A 23,342-nucleotide genomic window follows, 5' to 3' on the forward strand; every position below is an offset into this window, starting at 1 on the left:
GTCAGTTGTAATGTAGCCGCCCATAGGCGTAAAAATGGGATTGCCAATAGCTTGTATCAAGTTTTGTGTATTGTATCGGGTCGCCACAATGCAGCATGACGGGGCTTCCGTCCCCGTCCTCGCCAACGTAGATACCCACATGAGATACCCCCGGCGTGTCGTATGTACCCGTAAAGAAAACCAAATCCCCCGGCTGCGGGTTGGAAACGCGGGTTGAAATGTTGTAAAGCCCCTGCGCCCCAAGTCTGCCCGTATTGTATAAGCCGCTGTTCGTCAGCACATAGCTAACAAAACCGCTGCAATCAAAAGAGGTTTCCGGGGTGCTGCCGCCCCACACATAGGGAAAGCCGACGTATTTATCCGCTTCCTCAATGAGCCGCGCAAACTTTTCATCGGAATTAAGCAGCGCGGCGGGTACTTCGTAATCGGCGGGCGGGTTTTCATAGTATTTTGACACATAGCCGGACGACGGGAACAAATCGGGGCGGTTCCCCAGCGACGACATATACATAGCGTACATGGATAGCTGTTCCTCGCCCATAATGTAGACGGGGACATGGGAAAGGTTGAAGTTTTCCAAATCCACATGAAGAATGTAATAGTTATATGGGACTTCAACCTCATATTCGTTGCCCTCGCTGTCCGTCCTCGTTTCGGTGCGGTAGCGTACCTCGACTTCCTCCGTAACGGTCAAGATATACTGTTTCTCAAAGAGCATTTCAAGGGTGCTTTGCGCTTCATCAAGGGTAAACACGCCCTCATGCAGCGCGGAAAGGATAGAGATTAGCACATAGGGGTCATGCTCGATCTCGTCTGCGTTCACCCGGTATTCGTCGTAGCCGGGGTATTCGCGCTCGATATTATTCAGCATATCCTGTAACTCTGCTTCCATATCGGTGTAAGCTGCTTCCGCGCCCGTAATATCCGCGTCCTCGGAAAGATAGGACGACGCAATCAAGCCGCTACCGCTGTTGCCGCCAAAGAGGGAGCAAGAGGACAAGCCGCCGAAAAGCAGCAGCACGATAAAGGCAATCCCGCCCACAAGCAAGCAGCCTTTCCAATGCCGGACGACAAAGAACGTCGCCCGTTTGGTTTCCTGCGCGGTTTTCTTCGCTGCCTTTGCGGTGGCTTCGGCGGTCTTTTTCACCTTGCCGCCCGCTTTCAGCGTCTTTGCATACTGCTTTTTAATGCGCTGCTTCTGCCAAAAACGGGAAATGGGGTTAGAGTGCGCAAGGGCGGGGTTATCGTGCAGCGCCTTTTGATAGAGGAAATCGGCGTTTGCCTTTACCGCCTTTCTCTCCGCTGCCGCCGCTGCCCGGTAGGGTTTCAGCTTGTGGCTGCGTATGCCGCGTTTTACCGTCCGCGCCGCCATGCCGCCCGCTTTCTCGCCCGCAAGTTCTACCCGGTGCCCGCTTTCCACACCGACGTTTTCTTTCTCTACCTCGTAGATTTTTCCATGTACGGTGCTGTTTAACTCCTGCGCCGGACGTGATAAGGGGTTATGCCGCAACTTGCCGTTTGGGGGCTTATCCGTCTTTTCAAAGGAAAGGCGCGTTTTTGCCCTGCCTTTCGCTTCGTTAAAAACGCGCTCTTTCTTGATTTTGGTATGCTTGGGGATAGCCGCCCGCGCCGCGTCTAAACGGTCTGCCGCCTTGTCCGACTTCCTAATTGCCTTTTGAAGTTCCGGCGTTGCCCGTTCCTCTGCGGAAAACTGCAAGCGGGAAGTATGGGTTTTAAGCTGCGCTGCGTCAAGGCTCTTTTTCTCCGCGCCCTTTTCTAAATGGCGGCTAACCTCTGTGCTGATACGTTGGGTCGCTTTTTCCGCTGCTCCCGCTGCGGGGGCTGAATAGTTTTCCTCCGGCGGTCTTTCGCTGATACTCGTCGTTTCGCCCGTCGTAAGGTTTTCCGCAATCGCCCCGTCGCGGGTCATTTTCTGCGTTACCTTGTCGGGGGCTTTTAATTCCTTGCTCAATGTTCATCACCTCCAATACGCTGTTTTGCAAGGGTGCAGTATTCGGGGTTGATCTCTATACCGATATAGCGGCGGGAAAGGCTTTTTGCCGCCGCTGCGGTCGTGCCGCTGCCTAAAAACGGGTCAAGCACAATCCCGCCGACAGGACAGCCCGCCAAAATGCACGTTTCCGCAAGTTTGGGCGGGAACGCTGCAAAATGCCCGCCGCGATAGGAAGTTGTGTTGATCTGCCAAACGTTGCGGCGGCTGCGGACGGGGGAAATCATTTCGTCGGTGTATGCGCCTTTCCTGCGGGGGCGGTTGATTTTCTGCGGCTGGTTTTGCCCCGGAACGGTAGCGGCATATTTGTTGCCTTTCCCAACTCCGCTTTTCAGCCGTACCGCCGTTGTGGGGGCTATCGGCTCGGCTACTGCCTGCCAATCGTAGTAATATTTCTTTGACTTGGTAAGCAGAAACACATATTCATAGCAGCGGGTCGGTCTGTCCCGCGTGCTTTCCGGCATGGCGTTTCCCTTGTGCCAAATGATAGAACTTCGCAAATACCAACCGTCGCCCCGCAAGGCAAGGGCTACAAGCCACGGAATACCGATTAGGTCTTTCGGCTTGCAGCCGGGGGCGCGGTGGTTTACCGCCACTTGCTGCCCGTTCCTGCCTTTGGGGTATTTCGGGTCTTGGTGGTCGGCTTTGCTGCCTGTGCCGCAATAAGTGTCCGCGATATTCAGCCAACAAGTACCCTCCGGCGTAAGCACCCGCTTTACCTCATGGAAAACCGCCGTAATGCGGGAAACATATTCCTCCGGCGTTGCTTCACGCCCGATCTGCCCGTCTGTGCCGTAATCGCGCAAAGCATAGTAGGGCGGGGACGTTACGCAACAATCCAAACAGTTATCCGGCAAGGTTTGAAGCACCTGCAAGCTGTCGCCGCAATAGATTTTATCCGTTTCTATCCTCATGCCGACACCTCGCCGGGCTTGGTCGTCATTACGCGGTAGAGCTCCGTATCTTTCGGAAAACGGTCAATAAAGGGCAAAATCACGTTGCCATAGAAGATAAGTCCCTCGCCCGCTTCGGAATGGGTTACATAGGTCATTTGCTGTTGTGAAATGTTAAGCTGCTTGGCAAGGATTTCCCGGTCGCCCTGGGCTTGGTTGAGCATATAGACAAAATCGCTGTTTTCAAAAACATTTGAAACTTCTCTGCTCGTCAAAAGGTCTTTGACGTTCTGCGTGATACCTGTCGGAATACCGCCCCACTTCCCAAAACGCTTCCAAATCTCGACGCTGTATGCTGCGGTCTGTTCCTCTTTCAAGAGTAAATGAAATTCGTCGATGTAATACCGCGTCGCCTTGCCCTCGCTGCGGTTTACCGTTACTCTGTTCCATACTTGGTCTTGGACGATAAGCATACCGACTTTTTTAAGCTGCGTACCGAGTTCCTTAATATCAAAGCAGACAAGGCGATTATGAATGTCAACGTTTGTCCTGTGGTTAAAAATGTTCAAGCTGCCGTTTACATAGAGTTCCAATGCCGCCGCGATACGCTGCGCTTCCTTTTCCGGCTGCTTCTTGATCTCGTCGTAGAGGTCGCCCAAAATCGGCATATTCTCCGGCTTCGGGTCGGCAAGGTAGTTGCGGTACACGCTGATAACAGCGCGGTCAATCAAGGTCTTTTCGACAGCTTCCAGCCCGTTTTTACCTCCCATAATCAACTCACAAAAGGAAAGGATAAAATCGCTCTTTAAGGCTATGGGCGTGTCGCCCTCGCTGTAATTGAGGTTAATATCCATAGGGTTAATGTACTGCGTGCTGTTCTGCGAAACCTTGATAACCTGTCCTTTCAAACGTCCGACAAGGGGGTAATATTCGGCTTCGGGGTCGCAAATGATAATGTCGTCGGACGTGATAAGAAAAGCGTTTGTGATTTCGCGTTTTGCAGAAAAACTTTTGCCGCTGCCCGGTGTGCCGAGTATCAAGCCGTTGGGATTTTTCAGCTTCTTTCGGTCGCACAAAATCATGTTGTTGGAAAGGGCGTTTAAGCCGTAATACAATGCTTCGCCGCTTTGGAACAGCTCTTGCACCGTAAAGGGAACGAAAACGGCGGTGCTGCTGGTCGTCAAGCCGCGCTGGATATGGATAAGGTTTTCCCCCAACGGGATAGAGGACATAAGCCCCTGTTCCTGCCGGTAGTCAAGGCGGGTCAAAATGCAGTTGTATTTCTGCGCGATTGCCGCCGCTCCAAATACTTCGTTATCCAATTTCTGCTTGGTATCTGCAAGGTTTAAGACAAGCAGCGTAAGCAGAAACATTCTTTCGTTGCGGCTCTGCAAATCGCGGAGTAGGTTTTTTGCTTCCCCGCCGTAGGTGGCAAGGTCGGACGGAATAATATCCATGTCGTAGCCGCTGCGGATTGCTTTTTTCTGTTCCTCGATTTTCATACGGTCAAGGTCGGTAATCTTGCGCTTAATCGTCTTGATTGCTTCGTTGTGGTCGATACTCTGAATGTGCAGATTGACGATAATCCCGTTTTCCGCGTCCATGAAGTCGGCAAGCATACGGTCGGAGAGTTCCGGCGCGACGATCTGCAAAAAGGAAACTGCGCCAAACTTGCCGCCCATTTGAAACATTCGCCCGTCGCCAAATCGGAAAGAGGACGGCGCGATAAAGTCTTTGACAGAAAGACCGCTTGCGGGTAGCCATTCCCACGCAAAGTTAAAGCGTTCCCCGTCCGGGTGGAAAATCCCATGCAGCACTTCAAGACGCTGTTTCCCGTCCAATACCCGCGCCGCCGCGCCGATCACCTTAAAATGGTTGAGGGTGTCCGTTTCAATGCGGGCAAGACGCGCCCGCGCCGATCTAATGTCCTTTGCTTCAACGGTAAAGGTGAGAAACTTGGTCTTGATAAGCCCGTTGTTTCCGCGTTCAAGCTGCGTCCTAAGCATTTCGGTGTATTCTGCTCTGATACTGTCGAAGTCATCATTCTGCGGCGCAATCGTGATACTGTTCTTGAAATCGTCCTTGTTCGCATGGCGGCTGATTAGGGAAAGCTGCACGCTGATAGAAGCGTCGAACGAGTTATACATATCGCAAAGGGCTTCAAAAATGGCGGTTTTGTCGTCCGGCTGCGCAAGCTGATAGTTGATGTCCTCAAACTCAATGCACTTGGAATACCGCCCGTTTGCAAGGCGGCAAATCCCGTCCTTATACATTCGCTCAAACGGTATGCTGTCCTGCGCCGTATGGGGCTTCCCGTCGCCCTTTGCCTGTCGGATAAGGGTATCTATCTGTTTTCTTTCCTGTCGGGAAAGTTTACGCTTTTCGTTTTGGGTGTTTTTCTTTTCCTTTGACAATCGCCCGTACCTCCTTATCTAATTGCTCTTGCCGCGCAAGGGCGGCATAAAAATTGTTGGTCTGATAAGGTCGCTCTTTGGGGCGAAGAAACTTCACTTCCACAAATTGCCGAATAATCACTTCCAGCGGTTGCCCGTTTTTCTCGTACATGGCAAGCAAAAACATAGGCAGCATGGCAAGCACCATGCACAATGCCGCTGTGGTTGTTCCAACGCTGTCTTTTACCAAAAAGAACAGCGGCAGTCCGATTGCTACCGCCGCGCTGAAACAAATTAGCTGTCGTTTCGTAAGGTTGAACATTACCTTGCTTTTGATTTTTGTTAAGTCCTTTGGGACGGTTACATACGCCATTTCAAACCTCCTTTCTGCCCGGAATGTAATCTTCAAAACGGGGGACAGCATAGAAAAGCCGTTTGTTATTTACCCACCGTTGCAAATGGCGGGTAACAGGCGGGGCGGTTGGACGCTCGTAAATCATCACATACGGGTCAAAGCCCATAGCCCGCAAGGTGTTCACGCGGTATAAATCCTGTTCGTGAGTGCTGCCGTAGTTGGTAAGAACATACACGCGCCGCTGGCGGCTGCTCTTAATGGCGGTCAAATCCAAAAAACGTTGGAAATACCCGGTTAAGTCCTCGTCGGGATTATCCCATGCAAAATGTACCGCTTTTATCCGTACCCGATTTAACAGGCTGACATTATCCCTGTTCACAAGGCGAATATCCAGCCCTTGCGAAAAATCCACCCATGCGCGGCTTCGTATAAGCTGCTCAATGAGATTTTCATGGTCGGGACAGGCAAGCAGATTAGCGTCCATGATTTTTATTTCCGGCTGCCATTTCCAAAACTCGGACAAATCCGCAACCTTAACACTTTCGCGTCCCTCTTTACTGCTGACAATGCAAAACCCGCAATTTCTCGGACAACCCCGGCTTAAAAAGCCGTAGGCAATCCCGAAAAACTGCGGGTAGATAGAATAATCCGGGTAACTGTGTTCCACTTCCGGCAGCAAGCGGTTTTTCGTGTCGTAGCCCGTACCGCCGAAAATAACTTGTTCCGCGTTGGTAACGGTTATCGTGTCTTTGGAATAGGTGTCCGTAAAGACGCGGCTTTTATATACAAGGTCGTACCGCCCCTTTGCGTTCCACCATTCCACCGTATGCCCCTTTGCTTTATGATACGCGGATAGCTTCATCAAGCAGAGGTTGGGGAAATTATGGCTGTCAACGTCGATTAAACCGATTTTCAAATCATAACTCACCCCCTTAATGTGCCGAAAAGACGCTCTTTGCAAGGCTTCCCGTTTTGAAAAGCGTAAAGCACAAGAGGACGGTATAGCCCATGCAAGCCCAGATCGCGCCGGAAATGTCGTCGGTCGCTGCGATTGTTTGTATCAACACCGCATAAATGCCGACACACACCAAGATCAGAAACGCCTGAAAACCAAGCGCAAGCAAAGATTTTAAGTAATTCTGTCCCATGCTGCCCCATTCGTGATTTACCATTGTTGCCATAGGGATAGGGGCAACGCTCGTTACAAGATATATTTCAATCATGCGCCCATACACCACAAGCATAATGCAGATTGACAGGGCTTTCATGGTAAGCCCTACAAAGAGGGATTGAAACCATAACCCCAAAAGACCGCCCACGCTCATAGCGTCGAGTTTTGCTTCAATGTCGGTAATGACGGTGGTAACGTCTATGCTTGTATCGGATATGATAACCCCCGCGCTCTGATTGACGACGCTCTGCGTAACGTCGAAAACTCCCATGACGATGTTCCAAGTGTTTGTTACCAGCAGCACCGCAACAAAGGTCTTAAAAATCCATTTGAAGAAAATCCAAGTGTCGAGATCGTGCAGATTGTTTTTTTCAATTACAAGCTGGATTAGTTCATAACACATGACAAAGGTAATGATAACGCCCGCAATCGGTACAATGACGTTTTCCGAAAGGCTGCGTATCATGTTGAATATGCCCGCGTTCCACCCGGCGGGGGTCGTGCCGACTTGTGTTGCGATTTCTCCAACCTCTGTATTTACGCTGTCAAACAAGCCGGAAAGGTTCGATAAAATCCCGTCTGTCAAAATGCCGCGAAACCAATCTTCAATCATCTGCCATATCAAAAGTTAATCCCTCCTTTCCCGCGCCCTCCCGTTTCCGAGAGGGCGCGGCGGGTGGTATTTGTTTTAGGCATTATCCAAAAAGTTGAGAAAGCAGGGGAACAAGGGTGCCGCCGATCAAAGCGACGCCGCCGCCCGCCATGAGCTGCTTCATGCCCTGGCTCTTTGCGCCCGGATTGTCGTTGCCGTAACCCTCCATGAGGTTAATGGCACCCCAAATGCCAAGACCTGCGCCAAGCGCGATAACCAAAGTCTGCAATACACCAACTGCGCTGTTGAAAAACTCCATATAAACCTCGCTTTCTGCCGCTGTGCGGCTCAAAAAAAGTTGTTGAAAATGAAAATGCCGCCGTTATTCCTCGGCGGCTGCGTCCTCGTCGGACAAATCTATTTCGTATATGTCAAAGGCTTCATCGGGCTTTACGATTGCCGGACGGGTAGACATATACCGTTCCACGTCAAAAGCGTTTCTTTTGTCGAAGTCGGAAAGGTATTTGTAGTTCGGGTGTTTCGTGATGTCGTATTTGTCGCTTAAAAAGGGACGCACACCGCGTAGCTGCAAAATACATTTCCCACCGTCCATAACTGCTATTTCGTCCTGTGTCATCAGCTCCTTTCCTAATTTTTGATAAGTAAGTCCATGAGAAACCTGCGTGCCGCGATTTTCGGAAGTATTGAAACTGTCGATTGTTTCCCGTCCCAAGTTATCCGAAATATCCTTTGCATTTTTCCCACGTCCTCCCAAAAACAAGGTGCTGTCGGCATTATCAAGTATGATTTCTGCCGCGTCCTTGTAAATGGCTTTTAGTTGGCTCTGCGATTGCAGAATGATAGAAGCGGACATTTCCCTGCTGCGAATGGTCGCAATTAACTTATCAAAGCGGGGTATCTGCCCGATGTTGGCAAATTCATCAAGCAAAAACCGGACATGAATAGGCAATTTGCCGTTGTATTCGTCGTCCGCTTTATCACAAAGCAAATTGAAAAGCTGCGATTGCAGAATAGCGATAACAAAATTAAAGGTGTCGTCGGTATCGCTCATTATGAGGAAAAGCGCGGTTTTCCTGTCGCCCAATGTATCAAGTTCCAATTCATCATAGGACATGAGTTCCCGGAGTTCCTCTATATCAAAAGGGGCAAGACGCGCACCGCAAGAAATAAGGATTGACTTTGCCGTTTTGCCCGCCGCCAATTTGTATTTTTTATATTGCTTCACCGCGAAATGGTCGGGGCTGCGTTCTTCTAAATCGGCAAAGAGCAGATCAACGGGGCTTTGGTATTCCTCGTCGTCCTCGCGTGCTTCGCTTGCATTGATAAGTTCAAGCAGCGTTGTAAAGCTCATTTCCTCGGCGGGGGCTTCATACCAAATGTAGCCGATCAACGCGCAATATAATAATCTCTCGGCTTTCACCCAAAAATCTTCCGCGCTTTTTTCTCCCTCGCCTTTGGTATTGACAATAAGGGTATTGACAACCTTTAACACGTCCTTTTCGCTGCGGATATAGACAAAGGGGTTATAGTGCATACTTTTCCGAAAGTTTATCGTGTTCAGTACCTTAATGCGGTAGCCTGCCCGTTGCAGCAGCTTTCCGCACTCGATTAGGACGGTGCCTTTTGGGTCGGTCAAGACGTAGGAAGAATGAAGCTGCATTAAATTAGGCTTTACGAAAAACCTTGTCTTGCCGCTGCCGCTGCCGCCGATCACCACGACGTTTTTATTTCTCGCATATTTCGGCTGCTTCGGGCGGCTGTTCATGGTAAGGCGTTCGGTCTGCGTCAAAATGATGTTGTTCTGAAAATCCGGGTCGATGTAGGGCTTTATATCTTCGGCGTTGCCCCAACGTGCGCTGCCGTATTCTGCGCCCTTGCGGTATTTCTTTGCGTTTTTCCCTTTGACATAGACAATCAGACGAATAACCACCGCGCCGACAATGCCGATAAGCAAATCCAACGGGTGAACGCTCGGCAAGGCATTTGAAAACGCTTCGGAAAATCCCTGTGTGATATTGAGTATCTTTTCGGAAATATCCGCGCCGGGGGCAAGCCGCGTCGCCTGTCCTACTTTATCAAAGAGATAGACAAAGAACACATAGGGGATATTCGGGATTATCAGCTTTTTGTAGTTTATCTGCTTCATATCTCGCGCCCCCTGTCTATTTTCTTTACCTTGTCGCGGGCGGCGTTAAGCTGCTTCGCCTTGTCCTTTGCTGCGGCAAGGGCTTTGCGGATAGAGGGCTTTTTATCCCTGTTCAGCTTCTTTGCGGAAAACTCTTGAAACGCTGCGATCATAACGTCCGCGTCCCTGCCTTTGAAAAACACAAGGTAACGGGTCTGTTCGCCCTTAACCTTTTTCAGCGAAAAATCTATGTTGTACTTCTTCGCGGTACTCTCAAAGGCTTTGATATTGCTGTCGGTGATCTCGATGTTGGAAACACCCGCATTTTGCTTCATAAGCTGCCGCATGGTCTGTTTCCCATGCGGGGCTTTGCTTTTCTGCTCCAAAAACTTCTTGATTGCTTTTTGCAACGCCTGTTCGGTAAGCCTTGCCGCGCCTTTTCCCACATTGACGGATAGGGCAATCGTTTTTTGGGTTACTTCCTCCTGCAAGGTATCAACTCCTTTCCCGGTAAACTGCGGCTATGCTCATTTGCTGCCGTAAAAGTCGTGATTGACAAGGGCGGTATAATAGCTGTCAATGGTACTCGGCGCGTTGAACAGTACCGCTTTCAAATACTGCTTGATATTGCGCACTTTGGTTGTGTTCTCCCTCATGCAATCCAAAACAAACTCAATATGGCTGCTGTTCAGCTTCAAAAACTTTGATTTCACTAATTCGGCGGGGTAGTCGTCCCCGGCAATACGGATTGTCTTTCGCGCTGTGCAGACGGTTTCCAGCATAAGGTCAACTATCTCATTTAGGCGGTCTGCGTCAATTTTGCAGTTTTGAATGAGATGGTCGTATTCGATATTGTCCTTGATAATCTCCCTGTAAATCTCTACTGCGCTATTGCTTTTCGCTTCCGTTCTTTTCCTTTCCGGCGGCGTAGCCGCTTCGCCCTGCTCAAAGGGCAAGGGGTTTAGGGAATGGAATGGAAAGGAATGGGTACTTGATAAATCCGTAATTGATTGTTCTTTACTTGATATATCTTTATTTAATTGCGTTGGATTTTCCAACGTAGGTTTTTCCTGCGTAGGTTTTTCCAACGTTGGATTATCCAATGTTGGATTTTCCAATGTAGGTAAATCCAATATAGGCGGCTGTCCGCCGCTGGTAGCTGCTTCCGGCTCTCGCGGCTGCGGCTGCTCGTATATGACGTAATCCGCGCCCCGCAAGCGTCCCTTTTCGTCGCGCTCCCGGCTGCGCACGATATATCCGGCTTTTTCGAGTTCCTTTACCGCTTCGCGGATTGCGTCGATCTTCTCCCGGTTGATATGGGATAAGCCCGCAAGGGTATAATCCCAATCCTCCGGCAAAGACAGCATTTGCGACAACAAGCCCTTTGCCTTTAAGGACAATTCTTTGTTGCGCAAGTGGTGGTTGCTCATAACGGTATATCCCGTATTTCGCTCCACTCTGAAAACTGCCATATTTCCTCACTTCCTCTCTTGGTCTGCGTGGACAATTAGAAAGCCGTTTTCGGCGGTTTTGGTATTGCAATATGCCCTTTGCCGTTTTCGCGTCTGCAAAGCCGCATGGCACAAGGGCTTTTGCCCGTCTATTTGTCCATGCTGGCGGGCGTTTTCCGCGTCCTCTTGCCGGGGCAATAGGGACACTCTTTGAAAACGCAAAACTCATATTTCCACCCGGGGCGGTAGAAACGGCAAGTGCCGCAATCTTCATCATCTCCGGCACAACCGGATTGATAGCGGTCAAATCCCGGCTTCTGCTGCATGAGCAGTTCAAACGCCCGCTGCTTGCCCTTTGTGAAATACATTCCGGCTGCGCCTCCTTTCCTGCGGGCATAAAAAAACGCCACAACTTCTTTGAAGCTGCGGCGGCATATCCTACCCACTTAAAAACGCCATATCAAGGCTTGTCCAACCTTGCTACGGCGTTTTAGGTGTAATCATAGGGGCTGTTTAATTGTCTTTAAGATAGTGGAAAGCCGCATGGTTACGGCAATTTCCGTGTTGTGCATATATTGACGGAGCAGTTGGTCCTATGGGTCCTGCCGGCCCTATGGGACCTGCCGGTCCGACCGGCGCCGCAGGGCCAGCAGGTCCCAAGGGAGATACTGGTATGACAGGTCCGGCTGGAAAAGCTCCGGACGATGTCTTTGCTTCGTTTGCCAATTATGCGGTCCTTCTCACAAACGGTAGCCGGATTCCTTTGAACCCCCAGGTTTCTGACCCCGCCGGACAGATTCTCTATGATGGTCCGGCCAATATCATACTGGAGCCGGGATATTATCTGATATCCTATGGTGTTTCGGCCATCCTGCGTTCTGCCGGTTATATGCAGATAACACCCTTTTATAATAATGCTGCGCACATTGAGACAGGCGTTTACTTTAAGACCGGTTCTGACTCTTCCAGCGCTTCTGGTTCTACCTATTTTATACTTTACGTCCCGTCGCAGACGGTGTTTAATCTGACATTTAACGGTCCCGACACTGCCATCGACGCTGAGGTTTCTCTGACCATTCTTAAGTTAAACAGGACCGCACAACAGCGGTGCTGATAACGTACCGGCTCCCTTTATCCCGGAGCGTACAGTCCATTTTAAAACTTCAGGGGAATCTGCCTTTTGTACTGCATCATCACAGAAGTATAGAAGATCCCTTCTTTCCATTCAAAGCGTACTATGCCGTGGTAGCGCTCTGCGATATCCTGTATGGAAGATGTCCCGATTCCCATGCCATCCCGCTTTGAGGACATGGGTACGCCCTCCTTGAATATAACAGGGGTACTGCATGTATTGTCTGCGAGAATCAGCAGTTCCGAGCTGCTGCGGCGCAGGATCCTGAGTTTAATAAAAGTTTGGTTTCCCGACTGGCGCTGGCAGGCTTCTGCCGCGTTTTCCAGAATGTTCCCCAGCAGTACGGTGATGTCTGTTTCCGATATGGAACAGGACTCCGGATAGTCTGCCTTGGCGTCAAAACGTATATGGGAATCTTTGGAGAGAGCTGCATAATAGCAGATGACAGCATTCACCACATCATTGCGGCAGTAGAACTCAAGCACATCGGGCGGCAGTTCACTGCGGTACAGGTCGATATAACTCCTAAGTCCTTTCTTGTCATCCTTTTCAATAAAAGACTGCACGACCGCCAGGTGCTGGCGCAGGTCATGTCTGGCTCTGCGCATATCATCCATGTGCCTTGCAAGGCTGTCGAACTGCTTCTTCTGTGCCAGTATGCTGTGGTCGGCGTATTTCAGCGCTTCTTCCAGCTGCGTACGGCTCTTGGATATCTCCAGTACCTCCAACGCCACATAGGACACATAACATGTGCCAAACAGCATGAGATAACGTGATACCATGAACTGCCAGGTAGCATATGCATAGACATCGTCATTGAAGCAGTACAGCATTCCAAACAGTGACGAGAACAGCGGTATTTTCCAGAGGTGGTGCCACATCGTTTCATCCTGTATCTTTATGGCATCTGCGATCGTATGTCTGAAAAAATGGAACAGGAAAGGGCAGGTCAGCAGGTATACAATGACGCGGGCGATGTTGTATACAAGATAAGGATGCTGGTCTGAAAAATCCCAGAAAAACCTGCTCTCTATGTAGTTGGCATTTCCGAACACAAAGAATGACCAGGCAAACAGCAGTAAATATGTGAACATTAGTTTGGAAAAACTTTCTTTTATGAGTGTAAAGGACAATGTCAGATTGACGATCATGAACCCGTAGCGCATGATGGTCGTCCACTGCATCGCCATCTCATACCCGCCCCTGTTGATGAGATAAAAGCACAGGCTGTTGAGAGTTGCCACAGCCGTTATTAATATCAAGACGTATCGAAACGGGATACGCAGCCTGTCCTTAAACATCAGGTAACGTGGAATGGCAAAAGGGATAAAATCCAGGTATGGAAACAGTATAACCATCCATGTATCAATCATAGCAGTCCCTCCTCTCTTGCTTTTTGAAACAGATAGGTATGATAGTCACTTTTTATCTTCTTCTTGTCTCTCTTGGAAAAGAGAACCTTCTCCCCGTTTATCAGCAGAAAATCCAGGTCGTTTATGCGCTCTACATGGTCAAGATTGACGATACCCCCTTTGTAGCAGGTCAGAAACTGGGGGTATGCCAAAAGTTTGTCCGCCACTAGACCAAAGGGAACGCGGAAGCGAAGAATCCCTCTCTGGCGTGTGTGGATCTGAACGTAATGTCCATCCATGTCACACCAGAAAATTTCGCGCAGCAGTATCTTTTCATCCTGTACGCATATAAACCGGGCATTTCGTAATCTGGCTATTCCGAGCAGGAGCATGGTCTGTTCAAAAGCCTCATAGGAAAATGGCTTCAGCATATATCCGCCTGCCCTTACCTGATAACTTTCTATCGCATGGTCCCGGCTGGTCGTGATGAACACGAGAGTAACAAGGTCATCCCTCTGCCTGATCTGTCTTGCGGTATCAATGCCTGAGAAGCCCTGCATGTACTGGTCTATGAATATAAGGTCATAGGCTGCTTTCTGGAACGCGGACAGAAAATCTTCTCCGCCGGAAAATTCCGTAACGCAAAGTGATTCATCCTCATAATGGTCCGAAAAGAACCGGTGCAGACAGAGCTGGATTTCACTCCTGCATTCCAAAACGTCATCAATGATTGCGATTTTCATGTTCAACTCTCACTTCCTTAAACAAGTTAAAATGATTAGTTAATCCTATTTTACACGAAAAAAAAGCGCGGAACAATACAAATTGAAGCCAAAAAGTGCATAATTCAGCCACCCTATATACTGTAGTCTTGTTTTTTGATATGGTAAAAGCTAGAGATAGATGCGTAGGAAAGGGTGAGAAAATGTATGCAAGCAATTATCTGTGACACTGATGTTAAGGAAAACTGTTTGATAGAAAACTGTGTCCGTAACTATTATAGGGATAAGGATATAGACGTACAGATAAGAAGCTGCGGGGAGTGGCAGGAGTTGTGCAAAGAAATCAGACAGCGGAAAGCGGATGTTATTATTATAGCGCAGAGCGGGGTAAAAGGGCTGGATATCATCACAGGGCTGAATGTCCCGGCAGGAAAGGTCATCTGGTTCTCCGATCTGGATTTTGCCCTGCAGGCATACCGTCTGAACGTAGCCTACTTTAACCTGCTGCCCGTCACGCAGGAAAAGGTCTCACAGGCTCTACGTCATATTGAGACAGCGATGCAGCGCTGATGGCTGTGTTCCAAAGCTCTACGTATAAAAGAATACCGGATATGATTACAAATGAATGAGAAGAGGGGGGATATGGAATGAAACGAAAAACATTTTATAAAGCAATCATCAGCGCAGGAGTATTCTTACTATTCTGCACATTCCCAGGCGCAGATGCCAAAGCAGGGGACACGGCAGACAACACAGGCTACGCGATCATCTATGAGTATCTGCTCAAGCCCGCCGATAAAGATAAAACCAGCGCCCTGGCAGCCGGGGATGAGAAGACAGAACTGGATTCTTGGAATAGTAGGTCTAACACTGCATCATATGATCCAGATAACGGTACTGCGACAGAATTAAGAGAGTTTGAGGCAGAGGGAAACGAGAATTTCCCGGACAATCCTTATGTATATGCAGCTCTCACCAGGGAGGCCATCCTGGCCTGGGATGTTCCCGGCAGTAATGAATCCGGGTCCTATTCTTATACCCTGTGTCAGAAACAAGGGGACGGAAGTTATGTTCCCGTGAAAAACGGGACGGGAATAGATCCGTCAAAGGGCTATTTCACCCTTCATAAACTCAAGCCCGACACACCTTATACATTTGCTTTTCAGGGACAGTCCCCAGAAGGCGGCAGCGTGATGGGAGCGGACATCCATCTGACAACACGGGAGGAGAATTCAATCATAATTTCCAGACAGCCCAAAAGTCTAATGGCTCAGGCAGGGAAAGGGGTGATATTTGAGGCCACTGTAGAGGGTGAGCAAGGTAATAGGATTGAGAAAACCATCTTCCAGTGGCAAAAGCTTGATCGTGACGGAAACTGGGTAGATATTGATGGAGCCTGTGCAACGGAGACAACATCGGATAGTATAACAACCCAATATGCAACTGGGCCTGTATCTTTGGAAGACGCAGGCTCCCGCTACCGGATCAGGGTAACCAGATATTATAGGACTTCAAGTCAGCCCTCCGTGAGCGACTCTAAAAGTGCAGAACTGTATGTGGGAGAGGGCCCCTATGACATGAACCTGCAGATCGTGGATGGTACTGAGAATGAGATCTTTACCTACAGTTACCTGGACGGCGATACTGGAAGTCTACATAATAGGACGGCTGTGCTTTTTGACCCTGGTTCCGGGGATGATCTGTCTATTCCGATAACGGCAGAAATCCAGGACAATCAGGATAAAGCGGACCAATGGAGGGTCACTATGTTATACGGGAATGCGCCAATGCAGCAGACAACGTATGATCTTTCTGATACCAGCAACGTAATTTTCTCAACTGACCAGCAACCCAGCAGCGAGTTTATGCTGAAGGGGGAACTTCTGGATGAGAATGGCAATATTCTTGCAAGCTCTGACCAGAAACCGGTCAGCATACTGACACCCGGTGCGGACAGGTATGCTTTATTATATGATGTAAACGGAGGAAATAACGCACCGGAGAATCTGTCGTATATCGGCGCAGAGGCGGTGGGGATTACCCTGTATGCCCCTGCAAAGCAGGATAGTGAATTTCAGGGATGGCGGTTTGAAGGTTCCCAGAATCCGCTCCCTATGGATGCGGACAGCCTGCAGACATATCTTACGGTCGAAGAGATCAAAGGGGCGGACACAAAAGGGAATAAATCCATCACACTGGAGGCAGTCTGGGCGGACAAGGAGCACGCTATTACTTATGAAGGCGCGGACGGTATAGACAATCCAAACCCTGCCGTGTACACATCATACAGTAATGTGGATCTTGCAGACATTAGAAAGGAAGGGTATGAGTTTACCGGCTGGTACGAGGATGCAGCGCTCACGAAGCAGATCAGAACAATTCCGGGAGATCTCTCCCCGGAAAAGAAAGGGCAGGACATCACCCTTTACGCCGGCTTCAGCCCGCTGAAAGAGGAAACCGGTCCTGGAGGCAATACAGATCCTGACAGAAAGCCAACCCCTGCCCAGAATGGCAATCAAGACAATGGGGTAAAGGAAACAAGTGTATCTACCGGGGATAACAGCAGTCAAGGCAATGGGGCAAAGAAAACAAGTGTATCTACCGGGGATAACAGCAATGTGTGGACGCTTCTGGCGGTTATGTCAGCAGCTCTGGCAGCCGGAATCAGCGCTGCAGTGCCTAAGGACAGGAGACGTAAGCAGCGTTAGAATATCAACATTTCGCTGCAAAGGAAGGGAAAATGGATATGAAAAAGAGCTGTAAAATATTCGCTGCCTCCATATTTCTGGCGGCAGTCATCGCAGGAGTTCTGACGGCAGGAAATATACCGGGCCTTTTGGATGTCGTTACCAGCACCGTACACGCAGAAGGCGAAAGCGGCAGGGTATTACCGCTTCCGCCCTTACATCCATACGTGTACGCCACTGGAAAGACATGGGCTATGCTGGCGTGGGATGCACCGGACGGGAGTGATCCGCGTTCGGCGGACGGTTATAAGATCTACCAGGACGATGCAAAGACCTCACTGAACGGCGGGGAAAAGATAGATGCTGCATATGGTTATTACCTTGTGACAAATCTTACTCCGGATACGACCTACCAGTTCCATTTTGCCGGCGTAAGAGGAGACATCGAAGGGGAGAAATCCGCTGCCGTACAGGCCGCCACCCTGCCCGATGGTTTTACCCTCACCGGTCCTCAAGATCAGTTTAAAAAGGAAGGGGAGACGGCGGAGTTTGAAGTAGAGGTTCAGGGCATAGATGCGACAAAGGACATTGTAACCTACACATGGCAGCAATATGACGCAGCCGGTATCTACCAGGGGCAATGGAACAATATAGAAACGTGGGGAGAGCAGACCAATGTGCTTAAGAGGACCATCCACGCGGATAACCGCGGTGAGTTAAACGGCAAGCACTACCGGGTAAAGGCAGATATCCAAAAGGGCGGCACACATTCCGCCATCACCACCTTATATTCACGGGCAGCCACCCTGCATGTGATAGATAACGACGGCAAAGGAAGGGCGGCTGTTGGGCTCACCGCCGTCTATGAAGACGGGACTCCACTTCCGGAATATAACGGGGAATACTATATAAATCCTGGAGAAAAAGTAACATTAACAGCAACAGCGATCAAGCCAGACGATAGTCCGGTAGATTCGGGAGCGATAGATATTGGGTATCAAATGAACCAGGTTTTCGACCGTATATATAAATTGAATGAAGGAGAGGAGGGACCAGATAAGAATGGACAGGTAACAGCCACCCTTCAGACAGGCCCGGGTACAGACGCAGATGAAGGAATCTGCAGACTGGCCACAGAATATAGAACCGGCGATCCGGATGATCCCAGGGCATACTCTGCACCGGTTATCATCCATATGGGAGAGAACTTAGCAGGGGAATCCTACCAGATCGATTACCAGTTGAACGGCGGTGTAAATGGCCCGGGGAATCCATTGGCCTTACCAAAAGACACCCGGGGAGTCACCCTTACGGATGCGTCCAGAGACTACGCTTCCTTTACCGGCTGGTATACAGACTCCGCTACAGGAGCAGAAAGCCGTATTGAAAATGCAGAGCTGACCCGGGAGCTGCTTAACAGCCAGGCGGATGAAAACGGCGTTGTTACTCTATACGCCGGATGGCAGGATTATGAATACTTGGTCACCTACGACTTAGGGGACTGCGAGCCCGCGGATACCCTGGCGAAGGCAGTCAACGATCCGGACAATCCGGACACCTACACGATGAACGAAAGTATACTGCTCAAAGCTCCGGTGCGGCCAGGTTACACCTTCCTCGGCTGGTATAAAGAGCCTGAACGTACCAACCGGGTAGACCACCTGCCTCCATACGATGCCTCCGACGGGGAGAGCTTCATCCCGCCAGAGCCGCCGGAGGCAGTTACCCTGTACGCCAAATGGCAGCTTGAGGCATATACCATTACTTACATCCTGGACGGCGGGACCAATAACCCAGCCAATCCGGCTTCCTACACTGTAGAGTCGCCCGACATCATACTGGCAGCCCCGTCAAAGGAAGGCGCGGTCTTTGCAGGTTGGTACAGGAACACCCTCACCGTAGACGGCACAAACGAGCAGCTTGACACCATAACCAGGGGAAGCACCGGAGACCTGACCCTGTATGCCCGGTGGGACGCAGAGAACAAAAAAAGTCTGCTTGAAAAAGACAATGACGGCAAAGGCGGCAATTCCGGTTATCTCCCGGTAAAAAAGACCACAGGCGGGGTAAAGACCGGGGATACGGCGAACTCCCTCATCTGGGTATGCCTCATGCTGGCGTCAGGCGCAGGGATTACGATTGGAGTCAGGAAGAAGAAACATAGCAACAGGGAATAAGAAAGAACCAGGACATAGCAGCATAAAATTCAGAGCTGTAGACAATAAATATCTACTTGAAGTTCTTCTTTAAACTGCGTATACTTATATAAGTATGCGTAGTTACACAAACTGAATTTGAGCGGCAATATGCAAAGTATTGTGTTCAACAGTGTTTTTAAACAGCAGACGGAGCGTTCAGGGACAGCTGGAGCTTATATACAGCTAAGTGTTGCAGGTATGTCGTAATTATTTTTCTGGTATCTCTTCTGATAGCATGCCTTATCTGTATGTGGGCTGAATGAACAGTTTTGTATTGTGCATTATTAACAAAATATCAAGGAGATATGATGAGAAAACTGGCTTTGAGTGATGAAATACTGTTAAAAGTCGAAAAACCTGCGCGCTATATCGGTAACGAGGTAAATTCGGTGAAAAAGGATCCTCGAAAGGTGGATGTCCGTTTTGTGATGTGCTTTCCCGACGTATATGAAATCGGGATGTCTCATTTGGGGATCCAGATTCTGTATGATATGTTCAACAGGAGAGAGGATGTCTATTGTGAACGGGTGTATTCTCCATGGATTGATATGGACAGGATCCTGCGGGAAGAACACATCCCTTTATTTACGTTGGAAAGTCAGCTTCCGGTAAAGGACGCGGATTTTCTCGGTATTACGATCCAATATGAAATGTGTTATACAAATATTCTCCAGATACTGGATCTGAGTCAGATTCCCCTTCATGCTGCAGACCGCGGAGAAAACTGTCCCATTGTCATAGGGGGAGGGCCCTGTACCTATAATCCAGAGCCTATCGCTGCATTTTTCGACATGTTTTATATCGGAGAAGGCGAGACCCGGTATGATGAACTCATGGACATTTATAAAGAAAATAAAGCTTCCGGCAAAAGCCGTCAGGATTTTCTGGAGCAGGCCGCGGGGCTTCCGGGCATTTATGTCCCGTCCTTTTATGATGTTTTATATCACGAGGACGGTACACTTAAATCCATGGCGCCCAATAATTCTCATGCTCCGAAACGGGTTGAAAAACAGCTGGTCATGGACATGGAGCAGGTCAGTTATCCGGAAAAGCCTCTGGTGCCTTATCTAAAGGCAACCCAGGACAGAGTGGTCTTAGAAATTCAAAGAGGCTGCATCCGGGGGTGCCGGTTCTGTCAGGCCGGCATGGTATACCGGCCGGTACGGGAAAGAAGCCTGGAGCAGCTGGAACAGTATGCGGTAAATATTCTGGAAAACACCGGTCATGATGAGATTTCCCTGAGTTCTCTGAGTTCCAGTGATTACAGCCGGTTAAAGGAGCTGGTCTATTTTCTGATTGAAAAATTTCGGGACAAGGACGTGAACATTTCCCTTCCCTCTTTGAGAATCGACGCCTTTTCTCTGGATGTGATGAGCCGTGTTCAGGATGTGAAAAAAAGCAGCCTTACCTTTGCACCAGAAGCCGGAAGCCAGAGAATGCGGAATGTGATCAATAAAGGCCTTACGGAAGAGGACATCTTGAACGGATCGTCTGAAGCATTCCGGGGAGGCTGGAATAAGGTGAAGCTCTATTTTATGCTGGGGCTCCCGACGGAGACAAGAGAAGATATGGAAGGAATCGCAGATTTGGCCAATAAAGTGGCGAAGGAATACTATGAAGCTGTCCCGAAGGAGGAACGGCAGGGACGGGTCCAGGTCAATGTGAGTACTTCTTTCTTTATTCCGAAGCCTTTTACTCCGCTTCAATGGGCGTCTATGTTTACCAAGGAAGAATATCTGGCAAAGGCCCGTGTGGTCAATGAGGCTATAAAAAGCCAGCTGAATCATAAAAGCCTTAAATATAACTGGCACGAGGCCGACGTCTCCGTGTTGGAGGGAGTCCTGGCAAGAGGAGACCGCCGGGTGAGCAAGGTCATATTAGACGCCTACCGCCGGGGATGTATCTATGATTCCTGGTCCGAATGTTTTGATAATGAAAAATGGATGGAAGCATTTGAAGCCCAGGGCCTGGATCCGGCTTTTTATAATCTCAGAGAGAGATCCTTAGACGAGCTGCTGCCCTGGGACTTTATTGATACCGGAGTGACAAAAGATTTTTTAAAGAGAGAATGGAAGCGCGCCTTGGAGGGAATTGTCAGTCCCAATTGCCGGGCGCAGTGTCAGGGCTGCGGTGTCAGGAAATTCGGCGGAGGTGTATGCTTTGAAAATCAGGATTAAATTTTCCAAGACCGGCGTCATGAAATTCATCGGTCATCTGGACGTAATGCGCTATTTTCAAAAAGTAAATCGGAGAGCGGGAGTGGATATTGCATATTCCGGCGGATTCAGCCCTCACCAGATCATGTCCTTCGCTTCTCCCCTGGGACTTGGCCTGACCAGCGAAGGGGAATACCTGGATATGGAAGTGAACAGCACGGAGGATTCCCGCACGATGAAGGACCGGATGAATCGTGAAATGGCAGAGGGAATGGAGATTTTAAGCTACCGAAGGCTGCCCGATACTGCCAAGCCTGCGATGTCCATAGTAGCTGCCGCTGATTATATGGTATCTTCAAAGGAAGGATATGAAGAAGTCCTTTGGGATGGGTGGAAAACTTCCTTTGTTTCTTTCTGTTCTCAGGAATCCATCTTAATCTGGAAAAAAACGAAAAAAAGTGAAAAACAAGTGGACATCCGTCCAATGATATATGAGTGGAGAGTGGAAGAATCAGATATATTTTTGCAACTGGCGGCCGGAAGCGCCGAGAATCTAAAGCCGGAGCTCTTTTTAGAGGCTTTTTTCCAATACGCAGGGAGAGAATTCTGCCCGTATGCGTTTTCCATACACCGGCTGGAGCTTTATGCCGACATGGGAGAAGACGAGCAGCGGCTTTTGGTTCCTTTGGAAGAAATGGGAGAGGAGATCCTGGCTCCAGTTACCAGAACAGAAGAGGATGCGTCATGAGGAAAACCATCATTACTTCCCTGAATGACAGAAGAATAACCGCTGAAGAAGATAACGGCCGGATCACGAGTCTTTTTCTGGAAGATCTGGAAGCGTGTTCTCTTATCGGCCGGATTTATGTGGGACGGGTAAAGCATATCATAAAAAATATCCGGTCTGCTTTTGTGGATATCGGAGAAGATATGGTCTGCTATTATCCTTTGGAAGAATGGGAACGGTACCCGAGCGTCGGGATGGCTGGCCGTCCTCTGCACGAGGGAGATGAGATCCTGGTCCAGGTGGAAAAGGACGCAGTTAAGACAAAGGCCCCTTCCGTAACTACTAAGCTTACCTTCACCGGACAGTATCTGGTGCTCATGACCGGAAAGACGGGGATATCCTTTTCTGCCAAAATAAAAGACAGGGAACGGAAGGAGGCGCTTAAGGCGCTGCTTTGTCCATCGGGCGGTGAGAACACTGGTTTTGGGATGATTGTCCGGACCAATGGAGAAAACGCGTCGGAGCAGGCGCTCTTGTTGGAAAAAGAGCGTCTGGAAGCTCAGATGAATGTCATTTTGTCCACATGGACCAGCCGTACAGGCGGTTCGCTTCTCCACGAGCCGGAGCCGGCGTTCCTTTCTGAGATATTCAACAACCGCTTATCTTCCTTGGATGAAGTGGTCACTGATGATCCGCAGGTCTATGACATTGTAAGAAAAAAAGCAGAATCCATCCGGATGGCAGATGAAAATTCCCGCCTCCCTTTTCTCCGCTACTATGAGGACGCCTATCCGCTGACGAAGCTCTACAGTCTGGAAACGGTCCTTGAGCGTGCACGAAAGGAAAGAGTATGGTTAAAATCGGGCGGTTATCTGGTGATCCAGCCGACAGAAGCTCTGGTATCCATAGATGTGAATACCGGAAAATTTGACGGGAAGAAGAGCCTGGAGGAAACCTTCTTTAAGATTAATCTGGAAGCTGCCGAAGAAATAGCCGTTCAGCTCCGGCTTCGGAATCTTTCCGGCATTATCATCGTAGACTTCATTGACATGACGAAAAAAGAGCATAAAGAGGCTCTTCTCAAAGCTTTTGAAGAGGCGCTCCGGAAGGATCCTGTAAAAACGGTTTTGCTTGGCCTCACACGCCTGAATCTCGCAGAGCTCACAAGAAAGAAGGTCCGAAAGCCTCTTCACGAAATATGGCCCGGAGCTTCCGGCGAAAAATGAAAATTCACTTGTGTTTTGTCTGGATTTATAGTAGATTATTAAAGGCGGGCTAAAATTCCGGCGGAGCTTTAAAGGAGCCATACCGGAATACATAGGGAGTGCCCGAACCGAATATTGAGACAAATGGAGG

The 23,342-nt window shown here is 49.3% G+C and carries 20 protein-coding genes; 7 read left to right on the forward strand and 13 right to left on the reverse strand.

Features of this window, described 5'->3' with window-relative positions:
• Position 1: 1 nt before the first annotated feature.
• The 11 genes from H9Q78_RS00930 to H9Q78_RS00980 all read right to left on the reverse strand — a co-directional run bounded on the left by H9Q78_RS00930 (position 2) and on the right by H9Q78_RS00980 (position 11,380).
• On the reverse strand, positions 2 to 1,972 hold the full coding sequence (locus tag H9Q78_RS00930) for a C40 family peptidase (protein ID WP_008979752.1): 1,971 nt from the start codon (positions 1,970 to 1,972) through the stop codon (positions 2 to 4).
• A complete protein-coding gene (locus H9Q78_RS00935; protein WP_044491998.1) occupies positions 1,969 to 2,925 on the reverse strand; it encodes a DNA-methyltransferase in 957 nt (318 codons plus the stop codon). The genes H9Q78_RS00930 and H9Q78_RS00935 overlap by 4 nt, the downstream gene beginning before the upstream one ends.
• On the reverse strand, positions 2,922 to 5,318 hold the full coding sequence (locus H9Q78_RS00940; protein ID WP_249303021.1) for a VirB4-like conjugal transfer ATPase, CD1110 family: 2,397 nt from the start codon (positions 5,316 to 5,318) through the stop codon (positions 2,922 to 2,924). The genes H9Q78_RS00935 and H9Q78_RS00940 overlap by 4 nt, the downstream gene beginning before the upstream one ends.
• Positions 5,278 to 5,670: a PrgI family protein gene (locus H9Q78_RS00945; protein ID WP_007860207.1), complete on the reverse strand. Its 393-nt coding sequence runs from the start codon at positions 5,668 to 5,670 to the stop codon at positions 5,278 to 5,280. The genes H9Q78_RS00940 and H9Q78_RS00945 overlap by 41 nt, the downstream gene beginning before the upstream one ends.
• Position 5,671: 1 nt before the next feature.
• Complete coding sequence (locus H9Q78_RS00950; protein ID WP_044491973.1) at positions 5,672 to 6,580, reverse strand: hypothetical protein; 909 nt, start codon at positions 6,578 to 6,580, stop codon at positions 5,672 to 5,674.
• A 4-nt stretch (positions 6,581 to 6,584) separates the two neighbouring features.
• Complete coding sequence (locus H9Q78_RS00955; protein ID WP_003431220.1) at positions 6,585 to 7,436, reverse strand: VirB6/TrbL-like conjugal transfer protein, CD1112 family; 852 nt, start codon at positions 7,434 to 7,436, stop codon at positions 6,585 to 6,587.
• A gap of 82 nt (positions 7,437 to 7,518) precedes the next feature.
• Positions 7,519 to 7,734, reverse strand: a complete 216-nt coding sequence (locus H9Q78_RS00960) for a Maff2 family mobile element protein (RefSeq protein ID WP_003431213.1) — start codon at positions 7,732 to 7,734, stop codon at positions 7,519 to 7,521.
• Between the two features lie 63 nt (positions 7,735 to 7,797).
• Entirely contained in the window at positions 7,798 to 9,582 is a 1,785-nt protein-coding gene (locus H9Q78_RS00965) for a VirD4-like conjugal transfer protein, CD1115 family (RefSeq protein ID WP_008979749.1), read from the reverse strand.
• Positions 9,579 to 10,052: a PcfB family protein gene (locus H9Q78_RS00970; protein WP_008979748.1), complete on the reverse strand. Its 474-nt coding sequence runs from the start codon at positions 10,050 to 10,052 to the stop codon at positions 9,579 to 9,581. Before H9Q78_RS00970 ends, H9Q78_RS00965 begins: the two co-directional genes overlap by 4 nt.
• Before the next feature lie 36 nt (positions 10,053 to 10,088).
• Entirely contained in the window at positions 10,089 to 11,033 is a 945-nt protein-coding gene (locus tag H9Q78_RS00975) for a DUF6017 domain-containing protein (RefSeq protein ID WP_008979747.1), read from the reverse strand.
• Between the two features lie 128 nt (positions 11,034 to 11,161).
• On the reverse strand, positions 11,162 to 11,380 hold the full coding sequence (locus H9Q78_RS00980) for a hypothetical protein (RefSeq protein WP_008979746.1): 219 nt from the start codon (positions 11,378 to 11,380) through the stop codon (positions 11,162 to 11,164).
• Between the two features lie 305 nt (positions 11,381 to 11,685).
• Between H9Q78_RS00980 and H9Q78_RS00990 the strand changes: the two genes are divergently transcribed.
• Complete coding sequence (locus H9Q78_RS00990; RefSeq protein WP_249304855.1) at positions 11,686 to 12,126, forward strand: hypothetical protein; 441 nt, start codon at positions 11,686 to 11,688, stop codon at positions 12,124 to 12,126.
• 41 nt (positions 12,127 to 12,167) lie between these two features.
• On the opposite strand, the gene H9Q78_RS00995 is transcribed toward H9Q78_RS00990, so the two are convergent.
• Together H9Q78_RS00995 and H9Q78_RS01000 are read right to left on the reverse strand one after the other, a co-directional pair.
• Positions 12,168 to 13,517 carry an ATP-binding protein gene (locus H9Q78_RS00995; protein ID WP_249303022.1) on the reverse strand — a complete coding sequence of 450 codons (1,350 nt, stop codon included), beginning with the start codon at positions 13,515 to 13,517 and terminating at the stop codon, positions 12,168 to 12,170.
• On the reverse strand, positions 13,514 to 14,239 hold the full coding sequence (locus H9Q78_RS01000) for a LytR/AlgR family response regulator transcription factor (protein ID WP_249303023.1): 726 nt from the start codon (positions 14,237 to 14,239) through the stop codon (positions 13,514 to 13,516). Before H9Q78_RS01000 ends, H9Q78_RS00995 begins: the two co-directional genes overlap by 4 nt.
• Positions 14,240 to 14,467: 228 nt before the next feature.
• On the opposite strand from H9Q78_RS01000, the gene H9Q78_RS01005 reads away from it, so the two are divergent.
• The 6 genes from H9Q78_RS01005 to H9Q78_RS01030 all read left to right on the forward strand — a co-directional run bounded on the left by H9Q78_RS01005 (position 14,468) and on the right by H9Q78_RS01030 (position 23,212).
• A complete protein-coding gene (locus tag H9Q78_RS01005; protein WP_249303024.1) occupies positions 14,468 to 14,788 on the forward strand; it encodes a response regulator in 321 nt (106 codons plus the stop codon).
• A gap of 77 nt (positions 14,789 to 14,865) precedes the next feature.
• Positions 14,866 to 16,926, forward strand: coding sequence for an InlB B-repeat-containing protein (locus tag H9Q78_RS01010; RefSeq protein ID WP_249303025.1), 2,061 nt, complete (start codon positions 14,866 to 14,868; stop codon positions 16,924 to 16,926).
• A 32-nt stretch (positions 16,927 to 16,958) separates the two neighbouring features.
• Complete coding sequence (locus tag H9Q78_RS01015; protein ID WP_249303027.1) at positions 16,959 to 19,082, forward strand: InlB B-repeat-containing protein; 2,124 nt, start codon at positions 16,959 to 16,961, stop codon at positions 19,080 to 19,082.
• A 329-nt stretch (positions 19,083 to 19,411) separates the two neighbouring features.
• Positions 19,412 to 21,280, forward strand: coding sequence for a TIGR03960 family B12-binding radical SAM protein (locus H9Q78_RS01020; protein ID WP_249304687.1), 1,869 nt, complete (start codon positions 19,412 to 19,414; stop codon positions 21,278 to 21,280).
• Complete coding sequence (locus H9Q78_RS01025) at positions 21,255 to 22,007, forward strand: TIGR03936 family radical SAM-associated protein (protein WP_334298669.1); 753 nt, start codon at positions 21,255 to 21,257, stop codon at positions 22,005 to 22,007. Before H9Q78_RS01020 ends, H9Q78_RS01025 begins: the two co-directional genes overlap by 26 nt.
• Positions 22,004 to 23,212: a ribonuclease E/G gene (locus H9Q78_RS01030; RefSeq protein WP_249303031.1), complete on the forward strand. Its 1,209-nt coding sequence runs from the start codon at positions 22,004 to 22,006 to the stop codon at positions 23,210 to 23,212. Before H9Q78_RS01025 ends, H9Q78_RS01030 begins: the two co-directional genes overlap by 4 nt.
• Positions 23,213 to 23,342 lie beyond the last annotated feature (130 nt).

This window comes from Qiania dongpingensis, assembly GCF_014337195.1.
Taxonomy (GTDB): Bacteria; Bacillota; Clostridia; order Lachnospirales; family Lachnospiraceae; genus Lientehia; species Lientehia dongpingensis.

Bases quoted from the DNA above. Each gene is read 5' to 3' on its own strand.
- H9Q78_RS01015 (WP_249303027.1), top strand. From the start codon at position 16,959: ATGGATATGAAAAAGAGCTGTAAAATATTCGCTGCCTCCATATTTCTG.
- H9Q78_RS00995 (WP_249303022.1), bottom strand. From the start codon at position 13,517: ATGATTGATACATGGATGGTTATACTGTTTCCATACCTGGATTTTATC.
- H9Q78_RS00975 (WP_008979747.1), bottom strand. From the start codon at position 11,033: ATGGCAGTTTTCAGAGTGGAGCGAAATACGGGATATACCGTTATGAGC.
- H9Q78_RS00980 (WP_008979746.1), bottom strand. From the start codon at position 11,380: ATGTATTTCACAAAGGGCAAGCAGCGGGCGTTTGAACTGCTCATGCAG.
- H9Q78_RS01020 (WP_249304687.1), top strand. From the start codon at position 19,412: ATGAGAAAACTGGCTTTGAGTGATGAAATACTGTTAAAAGTCGAAAAA.
- H9Q78_RS01000 (WP_249303023.1), bottom strand. From the start codon at position 14,239: ATGAAAATCGCAATCATTGATGACGTTTTGGAATGCAGGAGTGAAATC.
- H9Q78_RS00955 (WP_003431220.1), bottom strand. From the start codon at position 7,436: ATGATTGAAGATTGGTTTCGCGGCATTTTGACAGACGGGATTTTATCG.
- H9Q78_RS01010 (WP_249303025.1), top strand. From the start codon at position 14,866: ATGAAACGAAAAACATTTTATAAAGCAATCATCAGCGCAGGAGTATTC.
- H9Q78_RS00935 (WP_044491998.1), bottom strand. From the start codon at position 2,925: ATGAGGATAGAAACGGATAAAATCTATTGCGGCGACAGCTTGCAGGTG.
- H9Q78_RS01030 (WP_249303031.1), top strand. From the start codon at position 22,004: ATGAGGAAAACCATCATTACTTCCCTGAATGACAGAAGAATAACCGCT.
- H9Q78_RS00960 (WP_003431213.1), bottom strand. From the start codon at position 7,734: ATGGAGTTTTTCAACAGCGCAGTTGGTGTATTGCAGACTTTGGTTATC.
- H9Q78_RS00990 (WP_249304855.1), top strand. From the start codon at position 11,686: ATGACAGGTCCGGCTGGAAAAGCTCCGGACGATGTCTTTGCTTCGTTT.
- H9Q78_RS00965 (WP_008979749.1), bottom strand. From the start codon at position 9,582: ATGAAGCAGATAAACTACAAAAAGCTGATAATCCCGAATATCCCCTAT.
- H9Q78_RS00945 (WP_007860207.1), bottom strand. From the start codon at position 5,670: ATGGCGTATGTAACCGTCCCAAAGGACTTAACAAAAATCAAAAGCAAG.